The 15,924-nt window shown below is 73.1% G+C and carries 16 protein-coding genes; 9 read left to right on the top strand and 7 right to left on the bottom strand.

Annotated elements, in window-relative coordinates; genetic code table 11:
- Positions 1-2: 2 nt before the first annotated feature.
- Both ACFXGN_RS23870 and ACFXGN_RS23865 read right to left on the bottom strand, forming a co-directional pair.
- The gene (locus ACFXGN_RS23870; protein WP_384862656.1) at positions 3-1,454 is read right to left on the bottom strand and encodes a sugar transferase; all 1,452 of its coding nucleotides are present in this window, start codon (positions 1,452-1,454) and stop codon (positions 3-5) included.
- Entirely contained in the window at positions 1,451-2,587 is a 1,137-nt protein-coding gene (locus tag ACFXGN_RS23865; protein WP_384862653.1) for a glycosyltransferase family 4 protein, read from the bottom strand. Before ACFXGN_RS23865 ends, ACFXGN_RS23870 begins: the two co-directional genes overlap by 4 nt.
- Before the next feature lie 509 nt (positions 2,588-3,096).
- Between ACFXGN_RS23865 and ACFXGN_RS23860 the strand changes: the two genes are divergently transcribed.
- The 5 genes from ACFXGN_RS23860 to ACFXGN_RS23840 all read left to right on the top strand — a co-directional run bounded on the left by ACFXGN_RS23860 (position 3,097) and on the right by ACFXGN_RS23840 (position 7,077).
- Positions 3,097-3,336: a chaplin gene (locus tag ACFXGN_RS23860; protein WP_384862650.1), complete on the top strand. Its 240-nt coding sequence runs from the start codon at positions 3,097-3,099 to the stop codon at positions 3,334-3,336.
- Positions 3,337-3,610: 274 nt separating this feature from the next.
- Positions 3,611-3,973, top strand: coding sequence for a hypothetical protein (locus ACFXGN_RS23855; protein WP_384862647.1), 363 nt, complete (start codon positions 3,611-3,613; stop codon positions 3,971-3,973).
- Positions 3,974-4,446: 473 nt separating this feature from the next.
- On the top strand, positions 4,447-4,728 hold the full coding sequence (locus tag ACFXGN_RS23850) for a hypothetical protein (RefSeq protein ID WP_384862644.1): 282 nt from the start codon (positions 4,447-4,449) through the stop codon (positions 4,726-4,728).
- A gap of 1,266 nt (positions 4,729-5,994) precedes the next feature.
- Positions 5,995-6,507 carry a hypothetical protein gene (locus ACFXGN_RS23845; RefSeq protein ID WP_384862642.1) on the top strand — a complete coding sequence of 171 codons (513 nt, stop codon included), beginning with the start codon at positions 5,995-5,997 and terminating at the stop codon, positions 6,505-6,507.
- Between the two features lie 297 nt (positions 6,508-6,804).
- Entirely contained in the window at positions 6,805-7,077 is a 273-nt protein-coding gene (locus ACFXGN_RS23840) for a chaplin (protein ID WP_384862639.1), read from the top strand.
- 68 nt (positions 7,078-7,145) lie between these two features.
- Here the strand turns inward: ACFXGN_RS23840 and ACFXGN_RS23835 are convergent, their stop codons facing one another.
- Together ACFXGN_RS23835 and ACFXGN_RS23830 are read right to left on the bottom strand one after the other, a co-directional pair.
- Positions 7,146-8,012: a tyrosinase family protein gene (locus tag ACFXGN_RS23835; protein WP_384862636.1), complete on the bottom strand. Its 867-nt coding sequence runs from the start codon at positions 8,010-8,012 to the stop codon at positions 7,146-7,148.
- A complete protein-coding gene (locus ACFXGN_RS23830; protein WP_384862633.1) occupies positions 7,996-8,409 on the bottom strand; it encodes a tyrosinase family oxidase copper chaperone in 414 nt (137 codons plus the stop codon). The genes ACFXGN_RS23835 and ACFXGN_RS23830 overlap by 17 nt, the downstream gene beginning before the upstream one ends.
- Before the next feature lie 175 nt (positions 8,410-8,584).
- On the opposite strand from ACFXGN_RS23830, the gene ACFXGN_RS23825 reads away from it, so the two are divergent.
- From ACFXGN_RS23825 to ACFXGN_RS23815, 3 genes are read left to right on the top strand one after another with little or no spacing between them, the layout of a single operon-like run.
- Positions 8,585-9,088 (top strand): DUF5949 family protein, encoded by a 504-nt coding sequence (locus ACFXGN_RS23825; RefSeq protein WP_384862630.1) that lies wholly within the window; start codon positions 8,585-8,587, stop codon positions 9,086-9,088.
- A 23-nt stretch (positions 9,089-9,111) separates the two neighbouring features.
- A complete protein-coding gene (locus ACFXGN_RS23820; protein ID WP_384862627.1) occupies positions 9,112-9,762 on the top strand; it encodes a vitamin K epoxide reductase family protein in 651 nt (216 codons plus the stop codon).
- A 1-nt stretch (position 9,763) separates the two neighbouring features.
- Positions 9,764-10,780: a glycoside hydrolase family 26 protein gene (locus ACFXGN_RS23815; RefSeq protein ID WP_384862624.1), complete on the top strand. Its 1,017-nt coding sequence runs from the start codon at positions 9,764-9,766 to the stop codon at positions 10,778-10,780.
- A 61-nt stretch (positions 10,781-10,841) separates the two neighbouring features.
- On the opposite strand, the gene ACFXGN_RS23810 is transcribed toward ACFXGN_RS23815, so the two are convergent.
- A complete protein-coding gene (locus tag ACFXGN_RS23810) occupies positions 10,842-11,528 on the bottom strand; it encodes a hemolysin III family protein (protein ID WP_384862621.1) in 687 nt (228 codons plus the stop codon).
- A 196-nt stretch (positions 11,529-11,724) separates the two neighbouring features.
- Here ACFXGN_RS23810 and ACFXGN_RS23805 point away from each other — a divergent pair, with 196 nt between their 5' ends.
- The gene (locus tag ACFXGN_RS23805) at positions 11,725-13,548 is read left to right on the top strand and encodes a phosphoenolpyruvate carboxykinase (GTP) (protein ID WP_384862618.1); all 1,824 of its coding nucleotides are present in this window, start codon (positions 11,725-11,727) and stop codon (positions 13,546-13,548) included.
- 128 nt (positions 13,549-13,676) lie between these two features.
- Here the strand turns inward: ACFXGN_RS23805 and ACFXGN_RS23800 are convergent, their stop codons facing one another.
- Together ACFXGN_RS23800 and ACFXGN_RS23795 are read right to left on the bottom strand one after the other, a co-directional pair.
- The gene (locus tag ACFXGN_RS23800; RefSeq protein ID WP_384862617.1) at positions 13,677-14,279 is read right to left on the bottom strand and encodes a hypothetical protein; all 603 of its coding nucleotides are present in this window, start codon (positions 14,277-14,279) and stop codon (positions 13,677-13,679) included.
- Complete coding sequence (locus ACFXGN_RS23795; RefSeq protein WP_384862614.1) at positions 14,266-15,891, bottom strand: substrate-binding domain-containing protein; 1,626 nt, start codon at positions 15,889-15,891, stop codon at positions 14,266-14,268. The genes ACFXGN_RS23800 and ACFXGN_RS23795 overlap by 14 nt, the downstream gene beginning before the upstream one ends.
- Positions 15,892-15,924: the final 33 nt, after the last annotated feature.

Below are 15,924 nucleotides of genomic sequence, written 5' to 3'. Positions count from 1 at the left end.
GGTCAGCTCCCCGTGGGGCGGACGAGTCCGGCGGCCGTCCGCACCAGGATGCAGACGTCCTGCCAGAGCGACCAGTGGTCGATGTAGTGGTTGTCGAAGCGGCAGCGGTCCTCGATCGAGGTGTCCCCGCGCAGCCCGTGCACCTGCGCCAGACCGGTCAGCCCCACCGGCATCCGGTGCCGGGCCGCGTAACCGGCGTGGATCTTGCTGAACTGGGCGACGAAGTAGGGGCGTTCGGGCCGGGGGCCGACGAGGCTCATGTCGCCGCGCAGCACGTTCCACAGCTGCGGCAGCTCGTCGAGCGAGCTCTTCCGCAGGAAGCTCCCGGCCGCGCTCATCCGCCGGTCGCCCGCCACGTTCCAGCGGGTCGCCGACTCGGCGTCGTCGCAGGGGCGGAGCGTACGGAACTTCAGCAGCGTGAAGTGGCGCCCGTGCTGGCCCACCCGCTCCTGCCGGAACAGCACCCCGGGACCGTCCGAGAGGCGCACGGCGAGCGCGCACACCAGCAGCACCGGCAGCGCGAGCGCCATGGCGGGGGCGGCCAGCGCGATGTCGAGGAGCCGCTTGGCGGTCAGCCCGCGCCGCTCCTCCAGCGGGACGACCCGCTGCCAGGCGTACCCCCACACATGCGCGCCCATCGGCCCGTCCTGCCCCCGCCCGTCGGCCCGCCAGGTGGCGCAGCCGTAGTGCTGGAACAGCGTCATGAGCCCCGGGTCGTCGGCGAGGAACACCGCGTCGCGCACGGTGTTCTGGATGACGGCCCGGTGGATCTCCTCCGTCGTGGTGAGCACCGGGAGCCCGGACTCCCCGGTCGGGCGGGACGCGCCGCCCTGCTCGGGCAGACCCACGATGCCGACCGGCCGCACCCCGTACTCCGGGTGCTGGGCGGCGGCGGCGGCGAACCGGCGCGCGGCCCCCGGCCCGCCGACGACGAGCGCCGACCGGGGACGGTTCCGCGCGGTCCGGCGGCGCCGGGAGAGCAGCAGGGCCCGGACCAGGACGGCGACGCCGACATGGGCGGCGTAGGCGGCGCAGAGCCGCAGCGGGCCGATGGCCAGGGCGGGGGAGTAGGCGGCGGTACCGGCAGCCGCGAGGCACCAGACGACGCCCGCGCGGGAGGCGAGCGCGGGCAGTTCGTCGAGGGCCCGGACGTGCGCGGGCGGCCGGTGGAGCCCGGCGCGCGCGTCGAGGAGCAGGACGAGCGCCACGACCGGCAGCAGCAGCCGGACGTCGTGGTGCCCGGTGCCGAGGAAGGTGGCGCCGGTGAGCACGGCGAGCACGTCGACGGCCGCGAGCACGGGCGCGCCGGACCTCGGCCGGGCGCGCCGGTGCTCGGGCAGCGCGAGCCGGTCGGGGGCGCCGCGGCGCGGTGCGAGGGAGGCGAGGCCGAAGGCCTGGCCCGCCGTGGGCCAGGGGCCCGGAGAGGAGGGGACGCTGGTGCTTTCCGTGGTCACTGCGCAATCGGCTCTCTGTGCTCGGCGTCCCGCACCCCGGCCAGTTCGCGGTAGACGTCCGCGACGGCCGCGCCGGTGCGCCGGACGTCGAATCTGCTGAGTACGTGTTCGTGGGCCTCGCGGCCCAGGCGGTGCCGCAGCTCCGGCCGGCCGAGGAGGCGGCCCAGGGCGGTGGCGAGCGCGGCCGGGTCCTCGGGCGGGACCAGGCACGGGGTGCGGTGGGCGGGCGGCAGGCTCTCGCGGGCCCCGTCGACGTCGCTGACGACGACCGGCCGACCGGCCGCCATCGCCTCCAGGGGGGCCAGGGCCATGCCCTCCCAGCGGGACGGCAGGACGACCACGTCGGCGGCCCGGTACCAGGGGACGGTGTCGTCGACGGCTCCGGTGAACCGCACCGAGGGTCCGGCGGCGGCGCGCAGCCGGTCGGCGTCGGGACCGTCGCCGACCAGGACGAGCCGGGCGTCCGGCACCTCGGCGAGGACGGCGGGCCAGGCGGCCAGGAGCACGTCCTGGCCCTTCTGGCGGCAGAGCCTGCCGACGCAGACGACGGTGGGCACGGGGTCGCGGGACGGTCCGTCGGACGCGAACCGGGCGATGTCCACGCCGTTGTGGACGACGGCCCAGTCCGCCCTGATGCCCGCGGCCTCGCCGGTACGCCGCTCGGCCTCGCTCACGCAGAGGACGCGGTCCGCCCAGCGGGCGCCGAACCGCTCCCAGCGGCGGGCCAGCGCGGCGGTCGTCCCCTCGACCGCCTCGAAGGACCAGGCGTGCGGCTGGTACACGGTCGGGACGCGTCCGCGCACCGCGAGCCGGGCGCAGAGCCCGGCCTTGGCGCTGTGCGCGTGGACGAGGGAGGGCCGGACCGTACGGACCAGCCGGGCCAGCTCCCGGGTCTCGCGGACGAGCCCGGGACCGGGGTCCCGGCCCGCCCGCCAGTCGTGGGTGTCGGCTCCCTCGGCGCGGACGGCCGTGGACAGGGCGGTGCCGGGCGGGCAGGCGACGGCGACCCGCAGACCGATGGCGAGCTGGGCGCGGACCAGGTCGACGACGACACGGGCGACCCCGCCGTCGCCGGGCTGGACCGCGTGCAGGACGGTGACGGACCCCGGGCCCGTTTCTCGTGGTGTCCGCACGTCAGCGCCGGACTGCGTGGAATTCGGTGGTGCCGGAGTTCATCAGGTCGTTCGGGGAAGCGGACGGCGTCGCAACCGACAGGGCGCACAACACCCTGTGATGCACAGCGAGAAGCGCTGAATTCCGCATACAGGTTCTCCGCTTTGATGAGAGAAGGAAGGGAAGACCCGCGGGGGCAGGGGGAAGGGAAGGTGTCGTCCGCACGAAATGAGTGAACGCACGGCGGGCCCGGAAGCAACGTTCTGAAACGTTATAACCCCGATGCGGGGCGATAGTAAGCATTAGATGCCTGGAAAATCTAACTCCCGTATCCAGGAGGCAGGTTCCTCGTTGTGCGTGTTGCGCCATTCTGCGCCCACTCCCTCCAACGGCCCCCTTGTGGCCCAAAGATCGGTTGAACGTCACCCGTTCGGGAGAGCAACCGATGAAAAGCGGGAACGTTGTTGAGGGAGCCGGGCCGAACAGTCCGAGCAGTCCGCGTTGAATTCCGATCGAGGAGCACTTCTCCATGTCCCGTATCGCCAAGGCCGTCGTTCTGACCGTGGGTGCCGTCGCCGCGGTCGCCGGTGCCGCCGGTGCCGCCGCCGCCGACGCCGGCGCCGAGGCCGCCGCCGTGGGCTCCCCCGGTGTCGCCTCTGGCAACGTCGTCCAGATCCCGGTGCACGTCCCGGTCAACCTCTGCGGCAACACGATCAGCGTCATCGGTCTGCTGAACCCCGCCTTCGGCAACACCTGCGTCAACGCCTGATCTCGCACGCCTGATCGGTCCTTCCGAAGCCGGTGCGCCCACCCGACGGGTGGGCGCACCGGCTTTTTCCTTGCCGGAGTTGGCTGACTACTCGTTCGGCGGCACCGTCGTGCGCCGTCCGGTGCAACGGCGTACGCCCCTTCGAGGGGCAGGTCAGGAGGGTGGATTCACCCGAACGGAGGTGTGGCGCTCCGTAGTTTCTCGATCGCGGAGGGCTATCACCGCAGGCACGGTGAGCGGGAAGTCGTCCGACGCGTGAGGAAAAGGAACGCATATGCGACCCCTGGCCGGGCGCCGTCTCACCGCCCTGGCGATATCCGCCGTCGTCCCCTCGGCGCGGCGGGCCCCGCCCTCGCCGTCGGACACCACTAAGTCCTCCGCGGCCGAACGGGCCGCCCGCGCACCCCTTCCCGACACCGCCGCCGTCCTGCCGGACCGGACGGACGCGCCCGGGAAGCTCGGCTCGGTGACCACTCCCGTGACCGAACTCGTCGAGGCGGCTCTCAGGGCCGGACCGGGGCGGCTCCCCGCGGCCGACGCCGAGGCGTCCAGGGCCAGGACCGAGACCGCCGTCGAGCGGGCCAGAGTCACCACGTCGACCCCGCTGCCCGCGATCCCGCTGCCCGCCACCCCGTAGACCGGCCTCCCGGCCACCCCGACCTCCCTGGTCGACCTGGCCGTCGCCACTGTCCTCGGCAGTGGCCTGCCCGCCCCGGACCTCGCCGGACGGCCCGCGCTCCCGGCGCTCCCGGTCGGCGCGCCCGAACTGTCCGTGGGGCCGCCCTCGGTGCCCGTCGACCTGCCACGGCTCCCGGTCAAGGTGCCGGTCAAGCCCCTGGTGGACGGGCCCGAACCGACGGTGGAGCCCCCGCCGTCGGCCCGCCGGTCGTTCCCGTTCCCGTACCGGTCAGGCGTACGCCCGACCGGTACGGGCGCGTGTGGTCGGCAAATAGCACCGGTCCGCATCGATCGGGTGCAGTGTCGAGAAATCCTTCCTCCCGGAGTTTCCGGGAAGCACGCCTCTCGTTACAGAAGCAGAACGGCGCACGGGATTCGGTCAAGGGCCTTTTTCCGTACGTGACTTGAAAGAACAGAGGAAGGATTCTCCCCATGAAGCCCACCAAGGTAGCCGCGGTCGTCGCCGGTTCGCTGATGGCGCTGGGTGCCGCCGCGCCCGCCATGGCCACGGAGGCGCTGACCCCGACCAGCCTGAACGGTGGTCTGGAGGCGATCGCCGCGAACGGTCTGAAGTCGGACGCGCTGAGCAGCACCACGGACGGTTCCCCGGTCAAGACCGTCACCGACGCCGCGAACCAGCTCAACAAGGCCACCAAGGGCGCCCCGCTGCTCGGTGGCCTGCCGGTCCCCGGCGGCCTCCCGCTGGGTGGCTGACGCCTCCTCAGCATCCGGGATCGTCCGGGCATTTACGGAGCCGTTCGGCCCCGTTACCCACGGTCGGCTGATCGAATGATTTTCTGATCAGCTGCCGTGTGGCCCGCTTAACGCTTGACGCGTGGACCTCTACTCTCTGGCCAGTCCCACGCGAAGGTCGGCGTGGAACAGGCCGGTCGGAGCGAGGGGGGATCCTCGTCGGCCTCTCCCTTTCCCAGAGGAAGAGCGGTATGCGGTCCATCATCAACAGGAAAGTACTCACCGCGGCGGCAGCGACGGGCATCCTGTCGCTGAGCGGCGGATTCGCCCTGGCTGCGAACGCCCACCACGGGGACGACGGCTACGGTACGACCGCCGCCGGTCACGCGCGAGCCCCCCGGCCCGCGGACGTCTGCGGAAAGGGCATGGACCTCGGCGGGTACGTCGCCGCCGCCGTCGGCGGTCTCTGCGCCCAAGCGGAGGGCTCCGACGGCTACGGCGACGAACCGGACGGCTATGGCGACGAACCGGGTGGCTATGGCGACGAACCGGGTGGCTACGGCGACCAACCGGGTGGACCGACGAAGCCCCCCACGCACCCGCCCACGCACCCGCCCACGCATCCGCCGACGCATCCGCCGAAGCCGCCCACCAAGCCGCCGACGAAGCCGCCCACGCATCCGCCGACGAAGCCGCCGAAGCCGCCCACCAAGCCGCCGACGCATCCCCCCACGCACCCGCCGACGCATCCGCCGACGAAGCCCCCCACTAAGCCGCCGACGCACCCGCCGACGCACCCCCCGAAGCCGCCGACGAAGCCGCCCACGCATCCCCCCACGCACCCGCCGACGCATCCCCCCACTAAGCCCCCCACGAAGCCGCCGACGCACCCGCCGACGCATCCCCCCACTAAGCCGCCGACCCACCCGCCGACGCACCCCCCGACCCACCCGCCGACGCATCCCCCCACGCACCCGCCGACCACGCACCCGCCGACGGCTCCTCCGACCACGCCCGGGAAGCCGCACCTCCCCGACACCGGAAGCGACCCCGCGCTCTGGGGTGCGGCGGCGATCAGCGCCGCGCTGATCGTCGGCGGCACCGTCGTCCGTCTGCGGAGCGGCCGGGTCAGCCGCCGCCACTGACCCCCACCGAGCCGACGCCGTGTCCGATCCCCCCCGGGCACGGCGTCAACCAGGGCCCTCACCGTCACCGGTGAGGGCCCCGTGCGTTGCTGCACACGGGTTAGTTCCGCCACGTTTCGGCCAAGGGACTCGTTCACCTCATATGAATCTGCGTTCTCACGCGGGCATGGGGCTCCTCATGACCGCCTTCGCCTCCGCCGCCCTGGCTTCCCCCGCAGCCGCCGTCGAAGCGCCGGTGGTCGTTCCGCTCCAGGGTCTGGAGCCGATCCTGCCGATGGCCGCGCCGACCATCGCGACCGGCGTGCCCGTCCCGATGCCCGGTGCCCCCACCGGTTTCCAGAAGGGCCTGGGCGCCCTCCCCGACCTCGCGCTGCCCAGCGTGCCGCTCACCGGCACCCTGCCGGGGACCGTCGTCGACGCCCCGCTGCCCCAGCTCGTCAAGGACAGCGAGCCCGGCCGCGCCCTGCTCAGCAGCCCGCACTCCGAGATGCGGGCCGCCACCCCCGGCGCCGTCGTCGGCACCCCCCTGGAGGCCCCGCGCGGCAACGGGCTCGCCGGACTGCCCGAGCTGACGAAGCCCCGGGTGGGTCTGCTCACCCCGGTGCTCAGCGGCGCCCTCGAACCGCAGCTCGGCCTGGCGCCCTCCGCACCCTGACCCCACCCCCGCCCGTTCCCCCGTACGGGCCGTCACCGGCCGGGTGAAGGCACGATTCCTCCCGCCGCTCCCCGGCCCCTCGCGCGCCGTGGGGACGGCCCGTCGTCCGGACGCGGTCCGCCGCCCGAGCACCGTCCCGCCGTATCCGGCGGTCGACGGGATTCGGACGGCGGACCATTTTTTCGGTTCTCCTTCCTCCCGTTCGGCCCAATGCCCGTGACCCGTTCCGCCGACCGGCGTTGAACGGGAACGACGGCCGTGATCCCTGCGGTCGCTTTCCAGCTCAAGGAGTTCTTGATGTCTCGCATCGCGAAGGCTGCCGCTGTTCTCGCCGGCACGGGTGCCGTTGCCCTCAGCGGAGCCGGCCTGGCCGTCGCCGACGCCGGCGCCGGAGCCGTCGCCGCTCACTCGCCCGGTGTCCTCTCCGGCAACGCAGTGCAGGTCCCGGTCCACATCCCGGTCAACCTCTGCGGCAACACCATCAACGTCGTCGGCCTGCTGAACCCGGCCTTCGGCAACACCTGCGTGAACGCCGACGGCGGCCACGGTGACGGCGGCTACGGCGGCTGATCGCCCGTGACACAGGTGTCCCCCCGGTCCTACGGGCCGGGGGGACACCCGCGTCCGGGGCCGCTCCGTCAGGCGTAGCGGTAGATCCTGCTGTGGTCGAACAACGACGCCGGGGTCACCCCCCAGGGCTTCATCGCCTCGTGCCGCGCCACGACCTTCCGGTACTGCGCGTCCCCCGGCGGCGGCGGCTCCGCCGGGAGGTAGGCGGCCCCCGGGTTGCGCTGCTGCCACCGCGACCACACCAGGTCCACGAAGGAGTGGTGCAGCCAGAACACCGGGTCGTTCACCGAGCCGCCGCTCAGCATCATCCCGCCGATCCAGCGGTGCACCCGGTTGTGGACCCGGAACCGTTCGTTGCCCCGGCCCCCCGCCCAGCCCTCCAGCCGGTTGCGGAAGCCCGAGGCGCTCGTCGAGTTCCAGGGCGCCACGTCGTACGCCCGCTCCCGCATCACCTCGTCCAGCTCCGCCGAGGTCGGCAGCGCGATCGGGTCGCGCGGGCGGCCGAAGTCCCGGGTCAGGAAGTGGTCCTCGGTCATCGACGCGGTGATGTCCCAGCGCCCCGAGGAGTGCGCGAACGGCCCGGTCATCACCTGGAGGTCGGCGCGCCGCCCGTTGCCGCCCAGGAAGTCCTCGGCCCACAGCGACGACGCCGGGGAGTCGTCCTGGGTCCAGTCCCAGTACGGGACGGCGACCCGGGAGTCGATCCGGCGCAGGGCCGTCTCGAAGTCCAGCAGGAACCTGCGGTGCCAGGGCAGGAAGCTCGGCGCCATGTGGGCGGTCCTGAGCCGCCCCTCGCCGTCGGACGTGTAGTGGTCGATGTGGGTGCGGACGAATTCGTCGTACCCCCCGGTCCTCTTGAGCTCCAGGACGGCGGCGACGAACGCGCGCCGCTCGGCGGCCGTCAGATCGCGCTGGTTCTTACGCGTGTACACCACGCGGGCTTCCTCCCGTCGGGGCGGTGTGGACGCCGTGGGCGCCCGCCAGCGGGGAGAGCCGGGCGGTCCCCAGCTCGTCCACGGCCGCGCGGGTGGCCGCCAGCGGCGTCGGCCAGGACTCGTAGTGGTCGATCGGGGTGATGTAACCGCCGTCGGCACAGCGCATCAGCTGGAGCGGCCGGCCGTCGACGAAGGCGGCAGGGGCGCCCCCGGCACCGGACAGACCGATGATGCGGCGGCCCCGGTACATCTCGTCGAAGGCATGGGGATCGCCTGGTTCCGCCACGGGTCCCCCCGATGGCGGACGGTCCGCGACCCGGCCGAGCGCGCCCCCCGTGAAGGCGGTGACGGCGATCGTGAAGAGGGACCGCAGTGCGACGCGGCGCGGGACGATCATGAGTGATCTCCTCGGGGTCGGCTGGGCCCTTCCCGCTCCGGGGAAGGGAGGGGCCTCAGGGCACAACGATGAAACCCCGGGTTCGTTGCGCCGGAAATGCCAGCGGTGTGAATGTCGGCCGTTCGGGTGAAAGTGGCGCGGGGAAAGGGTGGTTGGAGCACTAGCATCCCGATTCATGACCACTTCCAACGTCGTTTCCTCGACGCGCAGCGCCTCCCCGCTGGGAACTCTCACGGTGATTCCGTGGGCCAGCGAGCCCACCGCCGAATCGGCCGGGACGCCGTTCCTGATGGCGTACTCGCTCGGCGACGGCCGGGACGGACCGGAGGCCGGTCAGCAGGCGCTGCGGGCGGCCCTGGAGACCATGGGCCTCTCCGTGGGCGACCGGCTCTTCGACCTCGACAAGGACGCCGGGATCAACGCCTCCCTGCTCGTCGAGGGCGGCTCCGCCGTCCTCAGCCTGCCGTTCCTGAAGGTCCAGTGCCCGGTGCCCGACGAGTGGCAGACGGCGGCCCGCGAGTCCGGGAAGGTCTACCTCCTGTGCTCGGTGCGGCCCTGGCCCGAGGCCGTACCGGGGCGGCCGGTCGAGGAGGAGCTGCTGCGGTCCTTCGTCGCCGACGAGGAGACGCTCGCGGACTGCGCCCACGTCCTCATGCCGGTCCGTCGCCTCCAGGGCTGAGCGAGCGGGAAGGGGGTCGCGCCATGGCGACGGTGAACGTACGGGGCGGGGTGCCGGGACAGCGGCAGGAGGAGACGTCCGGGCGGGAGGCCCCCGGGGCGCTCGGCGCGGGCCGGGCCCTCGCCTGGGTGCTGATGGTCACCGGGGCGGCGGGCCTGCTGGCCGCCTGGGTGATCACCATCGACAAGTTCCACCTCCTGGAGGACTCCGGCTTCCAGCCCGGGTGCAGCCTGAACCCGGTCGTCTCCTGCGGCAGCGTCATGAAGAGCGAGCAGGCGGCCGTCTTCGGCTTCCCCAACCCGATGCTGGGGCTCGTCACGTACGCGGTCGTCGTCGCCGTCGGCGCGGGGCTCCTCGCCGGGGCCCGCTACCGCCGCTGGTACTGGCTCGGCCTCAACGCGGGCACGCTCTTCGGCACCGGCTTCTGCACCTGGCTGATGTACCAGTCGCTGTACGAGATCAACGCGCTCTGCCTGTGGTGCTGCCTGGCCTGGACCGCGACCCTCGTCATGTTCTGGTACGTCACCGCGCACAACGTGCGGCACGGCGTGATCCCCGCCCCGGCGGGACTGCGGACCTTCTTCGGCGACTTCGCGTTCGCCCCGCCCGTCCTGCACCTCGGGATCATCGGGATGCTGATCCTGACCCGCTGGTGGGACTTCTGGACCGGCTGACGTGAACCGTCCCTCCCCCGGGCCGCGGGCCGCACTGACCGTGCTGCTCGCGGCCCTCCTCGTGCTCCTGCTCCCGTACGACCGGCTCGCGCCCGGCGACCGGCGCACCGGGGGCGCCGACGTGTCCGGGCCGGGACGGCTCCCCGGGGTGCCCTCGGGGTTCTTCACCGGTTCGGACGCGGCGGGGGTGCGCCGGATCGCGGGGGCGCAGGCATGGCTCGGCGGGGACGCCCTGACCGTCGGGCACACCTATCTGCCGGGGGACCGCTGGTCCAACATCGAGGGGCATCCGGCGCTCTTCGGGCCGTGGGCGCGCTGGAAGGAGGCCCGCCCCGGACGGCTCTTCGTGCTCAACGTGCCGCTGCTCGACCGCAACGAGGAGGGGCTGCCGGACCACGAGGTGCGGGCGGGGCTGCGGGACGGCGCGGCGGGCGCCTTCGACCGGCACTTCCGGACCCTGGGGGAGCGGCTCGTGGCGCACCGGCTCGGGGACGCGGTCCTGGTCCTGGGCTGGGAGATGAACGGGACGACGTACAGCCATCGCTGCGGCCCGGACCCCGAGGTCTGGAAGGCGTACTGGCGGCGGGTGGTGGGGGTGCTGCGGGCGGTGCCGGGGGAGCGCTTCCGCTTCGACTTCACGCCGAGCCGGGGGCGGGACGCCGTCGAGTGGCCGCGCTGCTACCCCGGGGACGACGTCGTCGACGTGATCGGGATGGACGCCTACGACCAGCCCTCGGGGCTCTCCTTCGAGGGGCAGGTGACCGAGGAGTACGGGCTCGCGCACCACGTGGCCTTCGCGGCGGCGCACGGCAAGCCGGTCTCGTACCCGGAGTGGGGGCTCTTCCGGAACGGCGACAACCCGGCGTACGTACGGGGGATGCTCGACTGGTTCGCGGCGCACCGGCCCGTCTACCAGACGTTCACGGACTACTGCCCGCACGGGGTGTGGGGGTGCGCGGGCAATCCGGCGTCGGCCCGGGTGCTGCGGAGGGCGCTGGGCTCCCCGGCCGGACCCTGAGGGCCCCGGCGGCGGGTCCTGGCGGCCCGGCCGGTTCCTGGTGGACCGGCCGGTGGGCCGGTCAGGAGTGCTGGTAGGCGACCAGGGAGATGCCGACGTAGTGCACGATGAACGCGGCCAGGGTCAGCGAGTGGAAGACCTCGTGGAAGCCGAACCAGCGCGGTGACGGGTTCGGGCGCTTGATGCCGTAGATCACACCGCCCGCGCTGTAGAGCAGTCCGCCGACGACGACCAGGACGAGGACGGCGATGCCGCCCGTGCGCAGGAAGTCGGGCAGGAAGAAGACGGCGGCCCAGCCCATCGCGATGTAGCAGGGCGTGTAGAGCCAGCGGGGCGCGCCGACCCAGAAGACCCGGAAGGCGATGCCCGCCGCGGCGGCTGCCCAGACCGCCCACATGAGCGGCTTCGCCGTGGAGTCCGGCAGGAGCAGCAGGGTGAGCGGGGTGTAGGTGCCCGCGATGATCAGGAAGATGTTGGCGTGGTCGAGGCGCCGGAGGACGGCCTCGCCGCGCGGACCCCAGTTCCCCCGGTGGTAGAGCCCGCTGATGCCGAAGAGCAGGCAGGCGCTGAGGACGTAGATCCCGCAGGCGACGCGGGCGCGGGGAGAGTCGGCGAGGGCGACGAGGACCAGGCCCGCGACGATCACGGCGGGGAACATGCCCGCGTGCAGCCATCCCCTGAGCCGGGGCTTCGTCGGAAGCGACGGGGGGCGCTCGATCGGGGGCACTTCCGGGAGGGCTGCTGTCATGGAAAGGAATCGTACCTACGGTTCCGTAGGTCCCGGATATGAGTGGCGATGCTCACATGGGCGGACCCCTGGACATATGGGCGTATCGAGCGGATGATCAAATGAGTGCGGTCGGCACCGGATGAGCAGCTACGAAGCGTCCGGGTCGCGGCCCCCACGGGGCACACAACAAAAAACCCCTCAACAAGGAGCAATCGTGGCGCGCGACAACGCGGCTCCCCTTCACCTTCCGACCCAGCACCAGGAGCTCGTCTCCTGGGTGGACGAGATCGCCGGGATCACCCAGCCGGACGCCATCGTCTGGTGCGACGGCTCCGAGGCCGAGTACGAGCGCCTGTGCGGGGAGCTCGTGGCCAAGGGCACGTTCAAGAAGCTCGACCCGGCCCTGCGACCGAACTCGTACTACGCCGCCTCCGACCCGTCCGACGTCGCGCGCGTCGAGGACCGGACCTTCATCTGCTCCGAGAAGGAGGAGGACGCGGGCCCGACCAACCACTGGAAGGCCCCGGCCGAGATGAAGGAGATCTTCACCGGCGAGCAGGGCGTCTTCCACGGCTCCATGCGCGGTCGCACCATGTACGTCGTGCCCTTCTGCATGGGCCCCGTCGGCTCCCCGCTCTCCGCCATCGGCGTCGAGATCACCGACTCCGCGTACGTCGCCGTCTCCATGCGCACCATGACCCGCATGGGCCAGCCCGTCCTCGACGAGCTGGGCACCGACGGCTTCTTCGTCAAGGCCGTCCACACCCTCGGCGCCCCGCTCGCGGAGGGCCAGCAGGACGTGCCGTGGCCCTGCAACACCACCAAGTACATCTCGCACTTCCCCGAGACCCGCGAGATCTGGTCGTACGGCTCCGGCTACGGCGGCAACGCCCTGCTCGGCAAGAAGTGCTACGCGCTCCGCATCGCCTCCGTCATGGCCCGCGACGAGGGCTGGCTCGCCGAGCACATGCTCATCCTCAAGCTCACCCCGCCGCAGGGCGAGCCCAAGTACGTCGCCGCCGCCTTCCCCTCCGCCTGCGGCAAGACCAACCTGGCCATGCTGGAGCCCACCGTCCCCGGCTGGACCGTGGAGACCATCGGCGACGACATCGCCTGGATGCGCTTCGGCGAGGACGGCCGCCTCCACGCCATCAACCCCGAGGCCGGATTCTTCGGCGTCGCCCCCGGCACCGGCGAGCACACCAACGCCAACGCCATGAAGACCCTCTGGGGCAACTCCGTCTTCACCAACGTCGCCCTCACCGACGACGGCGACGTCTGGTGGGAGGGCATGACCGAGACCGCGCCCGCGCACCTCACGGACTGGAAGGGCCAGGACTGGACGCCCGCGTCCGGGACGCCCGCCGCCCACCCCAACGCCCGCTTCACCGTCCCGGCCGGACAGTGCCCGACGATCGCCCCCGAGTGGGAGGACCCCAAGGGCGTCCCGATCTCCGCGATCCTCTTCGGCGGACGCCGCGCCTCCGCCGTCCCGCTGGTCACCGAGTCCTTCGACTGGAACCACGGCGTCTTCCTCGGCGCGAACGTCGCCTCCGAGAAGACCGCCGCCGCCGAGGGCAAGGTCGGCGAGCTGCGCCGCGACCCCTTCGCCATGCTGCCCTTCTGCGGCTACAACATGGGCGACTACATGGCCCACTGGGTCAAGGTGGGCGCCGACGCCGACCAGGCGAAGCTCCCGAAGATCTACTACGTGAACTGGTTCCGCAAGAACGACGCGGGCAAGTTCGTATGGCCCGGCTTCGGCGAGAACAGCCGCGTCCTGAAGTGGATCGTCGAGCGCCTCGACGGCACCGCCGAGGGCGTCGAGACCCCCATCGGCGTCCTGCCGACCACGGACTCCCTCGACACCGACGGCCTGGACCTCCCGGCCGACGACCTGGAGTTCCTCCTCAAGGTCGACCGTGACGTGTGGCGCGAGGAAGCCGCCCTCGTCCCCGGCCACCTCGGCACCTTCGGCGACCACACGCCGAAGGAACTGTGGGACCAGTACCACGCGCTCGTCGAGCGCCTGGGCTGATCCCGCCCCCCTTCTCGTGGTGGGTTGCCCCGACATTCCGCCCTGACCAGTGGGGTCACGACGGCTCACCACGACGCGACCGGCCCCCGGAGCCCCCTCAGGCTCCGGGGGCCGGAGCACGTCCGCGATCAGTCGCCGCGCTCCTCCACGTACCGGGTGTGGATCCGCTGCCGCAGCTCCTCCGCGTCCCGCAGGGCCCCCGCGACCGCGCCCGCCTCCTCCCGCAGCGCGGCCAGCTGGCGTTCCAGATGTGCCTCCGGCGCCTCCGTGCCCGGGGCGAAACGCGACCACCACCGGGTCCGTACGAAGGTGTCGACGGCCTCCGGCACGTCCTGGCGGACCGCGCGGGCCAGCACGTGCAGATGCTCCGGATCGCTCACCGCGCCCGGCGCGAGCAGGGCCGCCAGGAGGCCGTCCAGGGCGGCGAGGGACGCCCGCGCGGCCGGGGGCAGCTCCACCTCCGCCAGATACGCGCGCAGGGCCGCGAAGTCGGCCCGCAGCCCGTCCAGCCGGTCGCCCTCCTCGGTGAAGTCCGGGGCGTCCGGGCGCTCCGGCGGGGCGATCAGCGCCCCCGCCGCGTAGAGACCGGCGACCACCAGCGGCCACAGCGCGCCCGCCGCCCCGGTGAGCGCGAGGCCCACCCCGGCCAGACCGCAGACGCAGCCGGCCAGGTTCTTGCGGGACCCGGCCCATCCGGCGAGCCGGGCGGCCGGGCCGTCACTGGTAGCCACGGATCTCCTCGAAGGCGCCGTCGAGCGGGCCCTTCGTCGCGTCGAACAGCCTGCCGCCGGTGAGCTCCGCGATGTGGTCCAGCGCGCCCCGGTCGGAGTCCCCGAACAGGATCGGGAAGACCGGGGTGTGCCGCTGGGCGGCGGGCAGGGAGCCGTAGAAGCGGTCGAAGGCGGCGGCCGGGTCGCCGTCGGTGTTGTCCCCGTCCGTCATCAGCACCACCGAGGTGAACGTGTCCCCGGGGGTCCGGCCGAGGAAACGGTACGCCTCCTGGAGGCTGGAGTAGATCGCGGTGCCGCCCGAGGCGGTGAGCCCGCGCGCGTCGGACGCGATCGCGTCCGGCGCGGACCCCGGCGCCGCCGGATCGACCGTCCGCGTGCGCACCTCGCCCCGCTTCACCGCCGAACCGAACGGCATCAGGGTCACCTCCTCGCGGTCGCGGAAGTCCCCGGTCAGCTCCACCAGCGCCGCCTTCAGCCGGTCGAGCCGGTCACCGGCCATGGAACCCGAGGTGTCGAGGACGTACACCGTGCGGGAGGGCCTGCGCAGGGTGTTGTCGTACGCGTCGAGCAGCCCGTCCGCCACCGCCCGGCTGCCCGGGAACGGCAGCTCGCGCCGGGGATCGCGGGCCAGCGCCGCCGCCGGTTCCACCCCGGGCACCACCGGCCGCCGCAGCGTCGTCGTGGTGATCCGCCGCTGTGCCTCCGGGGTGCGCAGATACGTGGTGAGCCGCCCCGCCGCCTCCTTCGCCTCCGGGCGGGCCGAGGTGAGCAGGGTCAGCGGGTAGTCGGCCGTCACCACCCCGTCCGAGGGCCGGATCACGGTCAGCTTCCCGGGCGCGGACAGCAGTACGGACTCGTAGTTGACCAGCGCGTCCACATCGGTCCTGCGGGCGTACGCCGAGGCCAGCCAGCCGGAGGAGCCCGAGGTCAGCTTCTGCCCCCGGAAGAACTCCTTCAGCCGGGGCGTGGCGCGGGCGACGTCCCGCGCGGTCAGCGCCGACTGGGCGCCGGAGAGCCCCGAGGCCACCGAGACCAGCGCGGAGAAGCCCGAGTTGGAGCGCTTCGGATCGGTCATGCCGTACGTCAGGCTCCCGGCGGCCACCGCCCGGTGGAGCTGCGACCAGGTGACCTTCGCCGGGTCCCAGCCGAGCCGGGCCACCGCCTCGGGGCGGACGCCGACGGCCACCGGGGAGGTCATCACCGGGGTCTCGCCGGTGATCCGGCGGGCGGTGTCCGGGCGGATCCGCAGGTAGGCGTCGGAGGAGAGCCAGACGGCGTCGTACGACCGGTCCGCCTCGCCCGAGGCGATCCGCTCGACGGCGTCGAGGGTGCCGACGTAGGTGGGCCGGACGGTGACGCCGGTCGCCTTCCGGGCCTCGGCGAGGACCGGCGCCATGTCGGCCAGCTCGGAGGAGGCGAGGACCCGGAGGGTGCCGGGCGCGTACTCCCGCCCGTGCCCGTCGGGGCCCTCGGCGCGGTCGCCGGGGGCGGAGCAGGAGCCGCCGGTGGCCGTGACGAGGAGGGCGAGCACGAGCCCGACGAGAGCGCGGGGGCGGCGGCGGGGCCGGACCGGGGGGAGGGGTGCGGTGCGGGGCGTGGCGCGGGTGGTCATGCGGGGTCGCCTTCTGCCGGGGGGCCGGTGCGG

Source organism: Streptomyces sp. NPDC059247 (assembly GCF_042754005.1).
Lineage (GTDB): Bacteria > Actinomycetota > Actinomycetes > Streptomycetales > Streptomycetaceae > Streptomyces.
This window is presented reverse-complemented; position numbering and strand designations above follow the sequence as displayed.

What these genes read in the sequence shown, in the direction of transcription:
- ACFXGN_RS23860 (WP_384862650.1), top strand. Translation starts at nt 3,097, where the DNA reads ATGTCCCGTATCGCCAAGGCCGTCGTTCTGACCGTGGGTGCCGTCGCC.
- ACFXGN_RS23855 (WP_384862647.1), top strand. Translation starts at nt 3,611, where the DNA reads ATGCGACCCCTGGCCGGGCGCCGTCTCACCGCCCTGGCGATATCCGCC.
- ACFXGN_RS23850 (WP_384862644.1), top strand. Translation starts at nt 4,447, where the DNA reads ATGAAGCCCACCAAGGTAGCCGCGGTCGTCGCCGGTTCGCTGATGGCG.
- ACFXGN_RS23845 (WP_384862642.1), top strand. Translation starts at nt 5,995, where the DNA reads ATGAATCTGCGTTCTCACGCGGGCATGGGGCTCCTCATGACCGCCTTC.
- ACFXGN_RS23840 (WP_384862639.1), top strand. Translation starts at nt 6,805, where the DNA reads ATGTCTCGCATCGCGAAGGCTGCCGCTGTTCTCGCCGGCACGGGTGCC.
- ACFXGN_RS23830 (WP_384862633.1), bottom strand. Translation starts at nt 8,409, where the DNA reads ATGATCGTCCCGCGCCGCGTCGCACTGCGGTCCCTCTTCACGATCGCC.
- ACFXGN_RS23825 (WP_384862630.1), top strand. Translation starts at nt 8,585, where the DNA reads ATGACCACTTCCAACGTCGTTTCCTCGACGCGCAGCGCCTCCCCGCTG.
- ACFXGN_RS23820 (WP_384862627.1), top strand. Translation starts at nt 9,112, where the DNA reads ATGGCGACGGTGAACGTACGGGGCGGGGTGCCGGGACAGCGGCAGGAG.
- ACFXGN_RS23810 (WP_384862621.1), bottom strand. Translation starts at nt 11,528, where the DNA reads ATGACAGCAGCCCTCCCGGAAGTGCCCCCGATCGAGCGCCCCCCGTCG.
- ACFXGN_RS23795 (WP_384862614.1), bottom strand. Translation starts at nt 15,891, where the DNA reads ATGACCACCCGCGCCACGCCCCGCACCGCACCCCTCCCCCCGGTCCGG.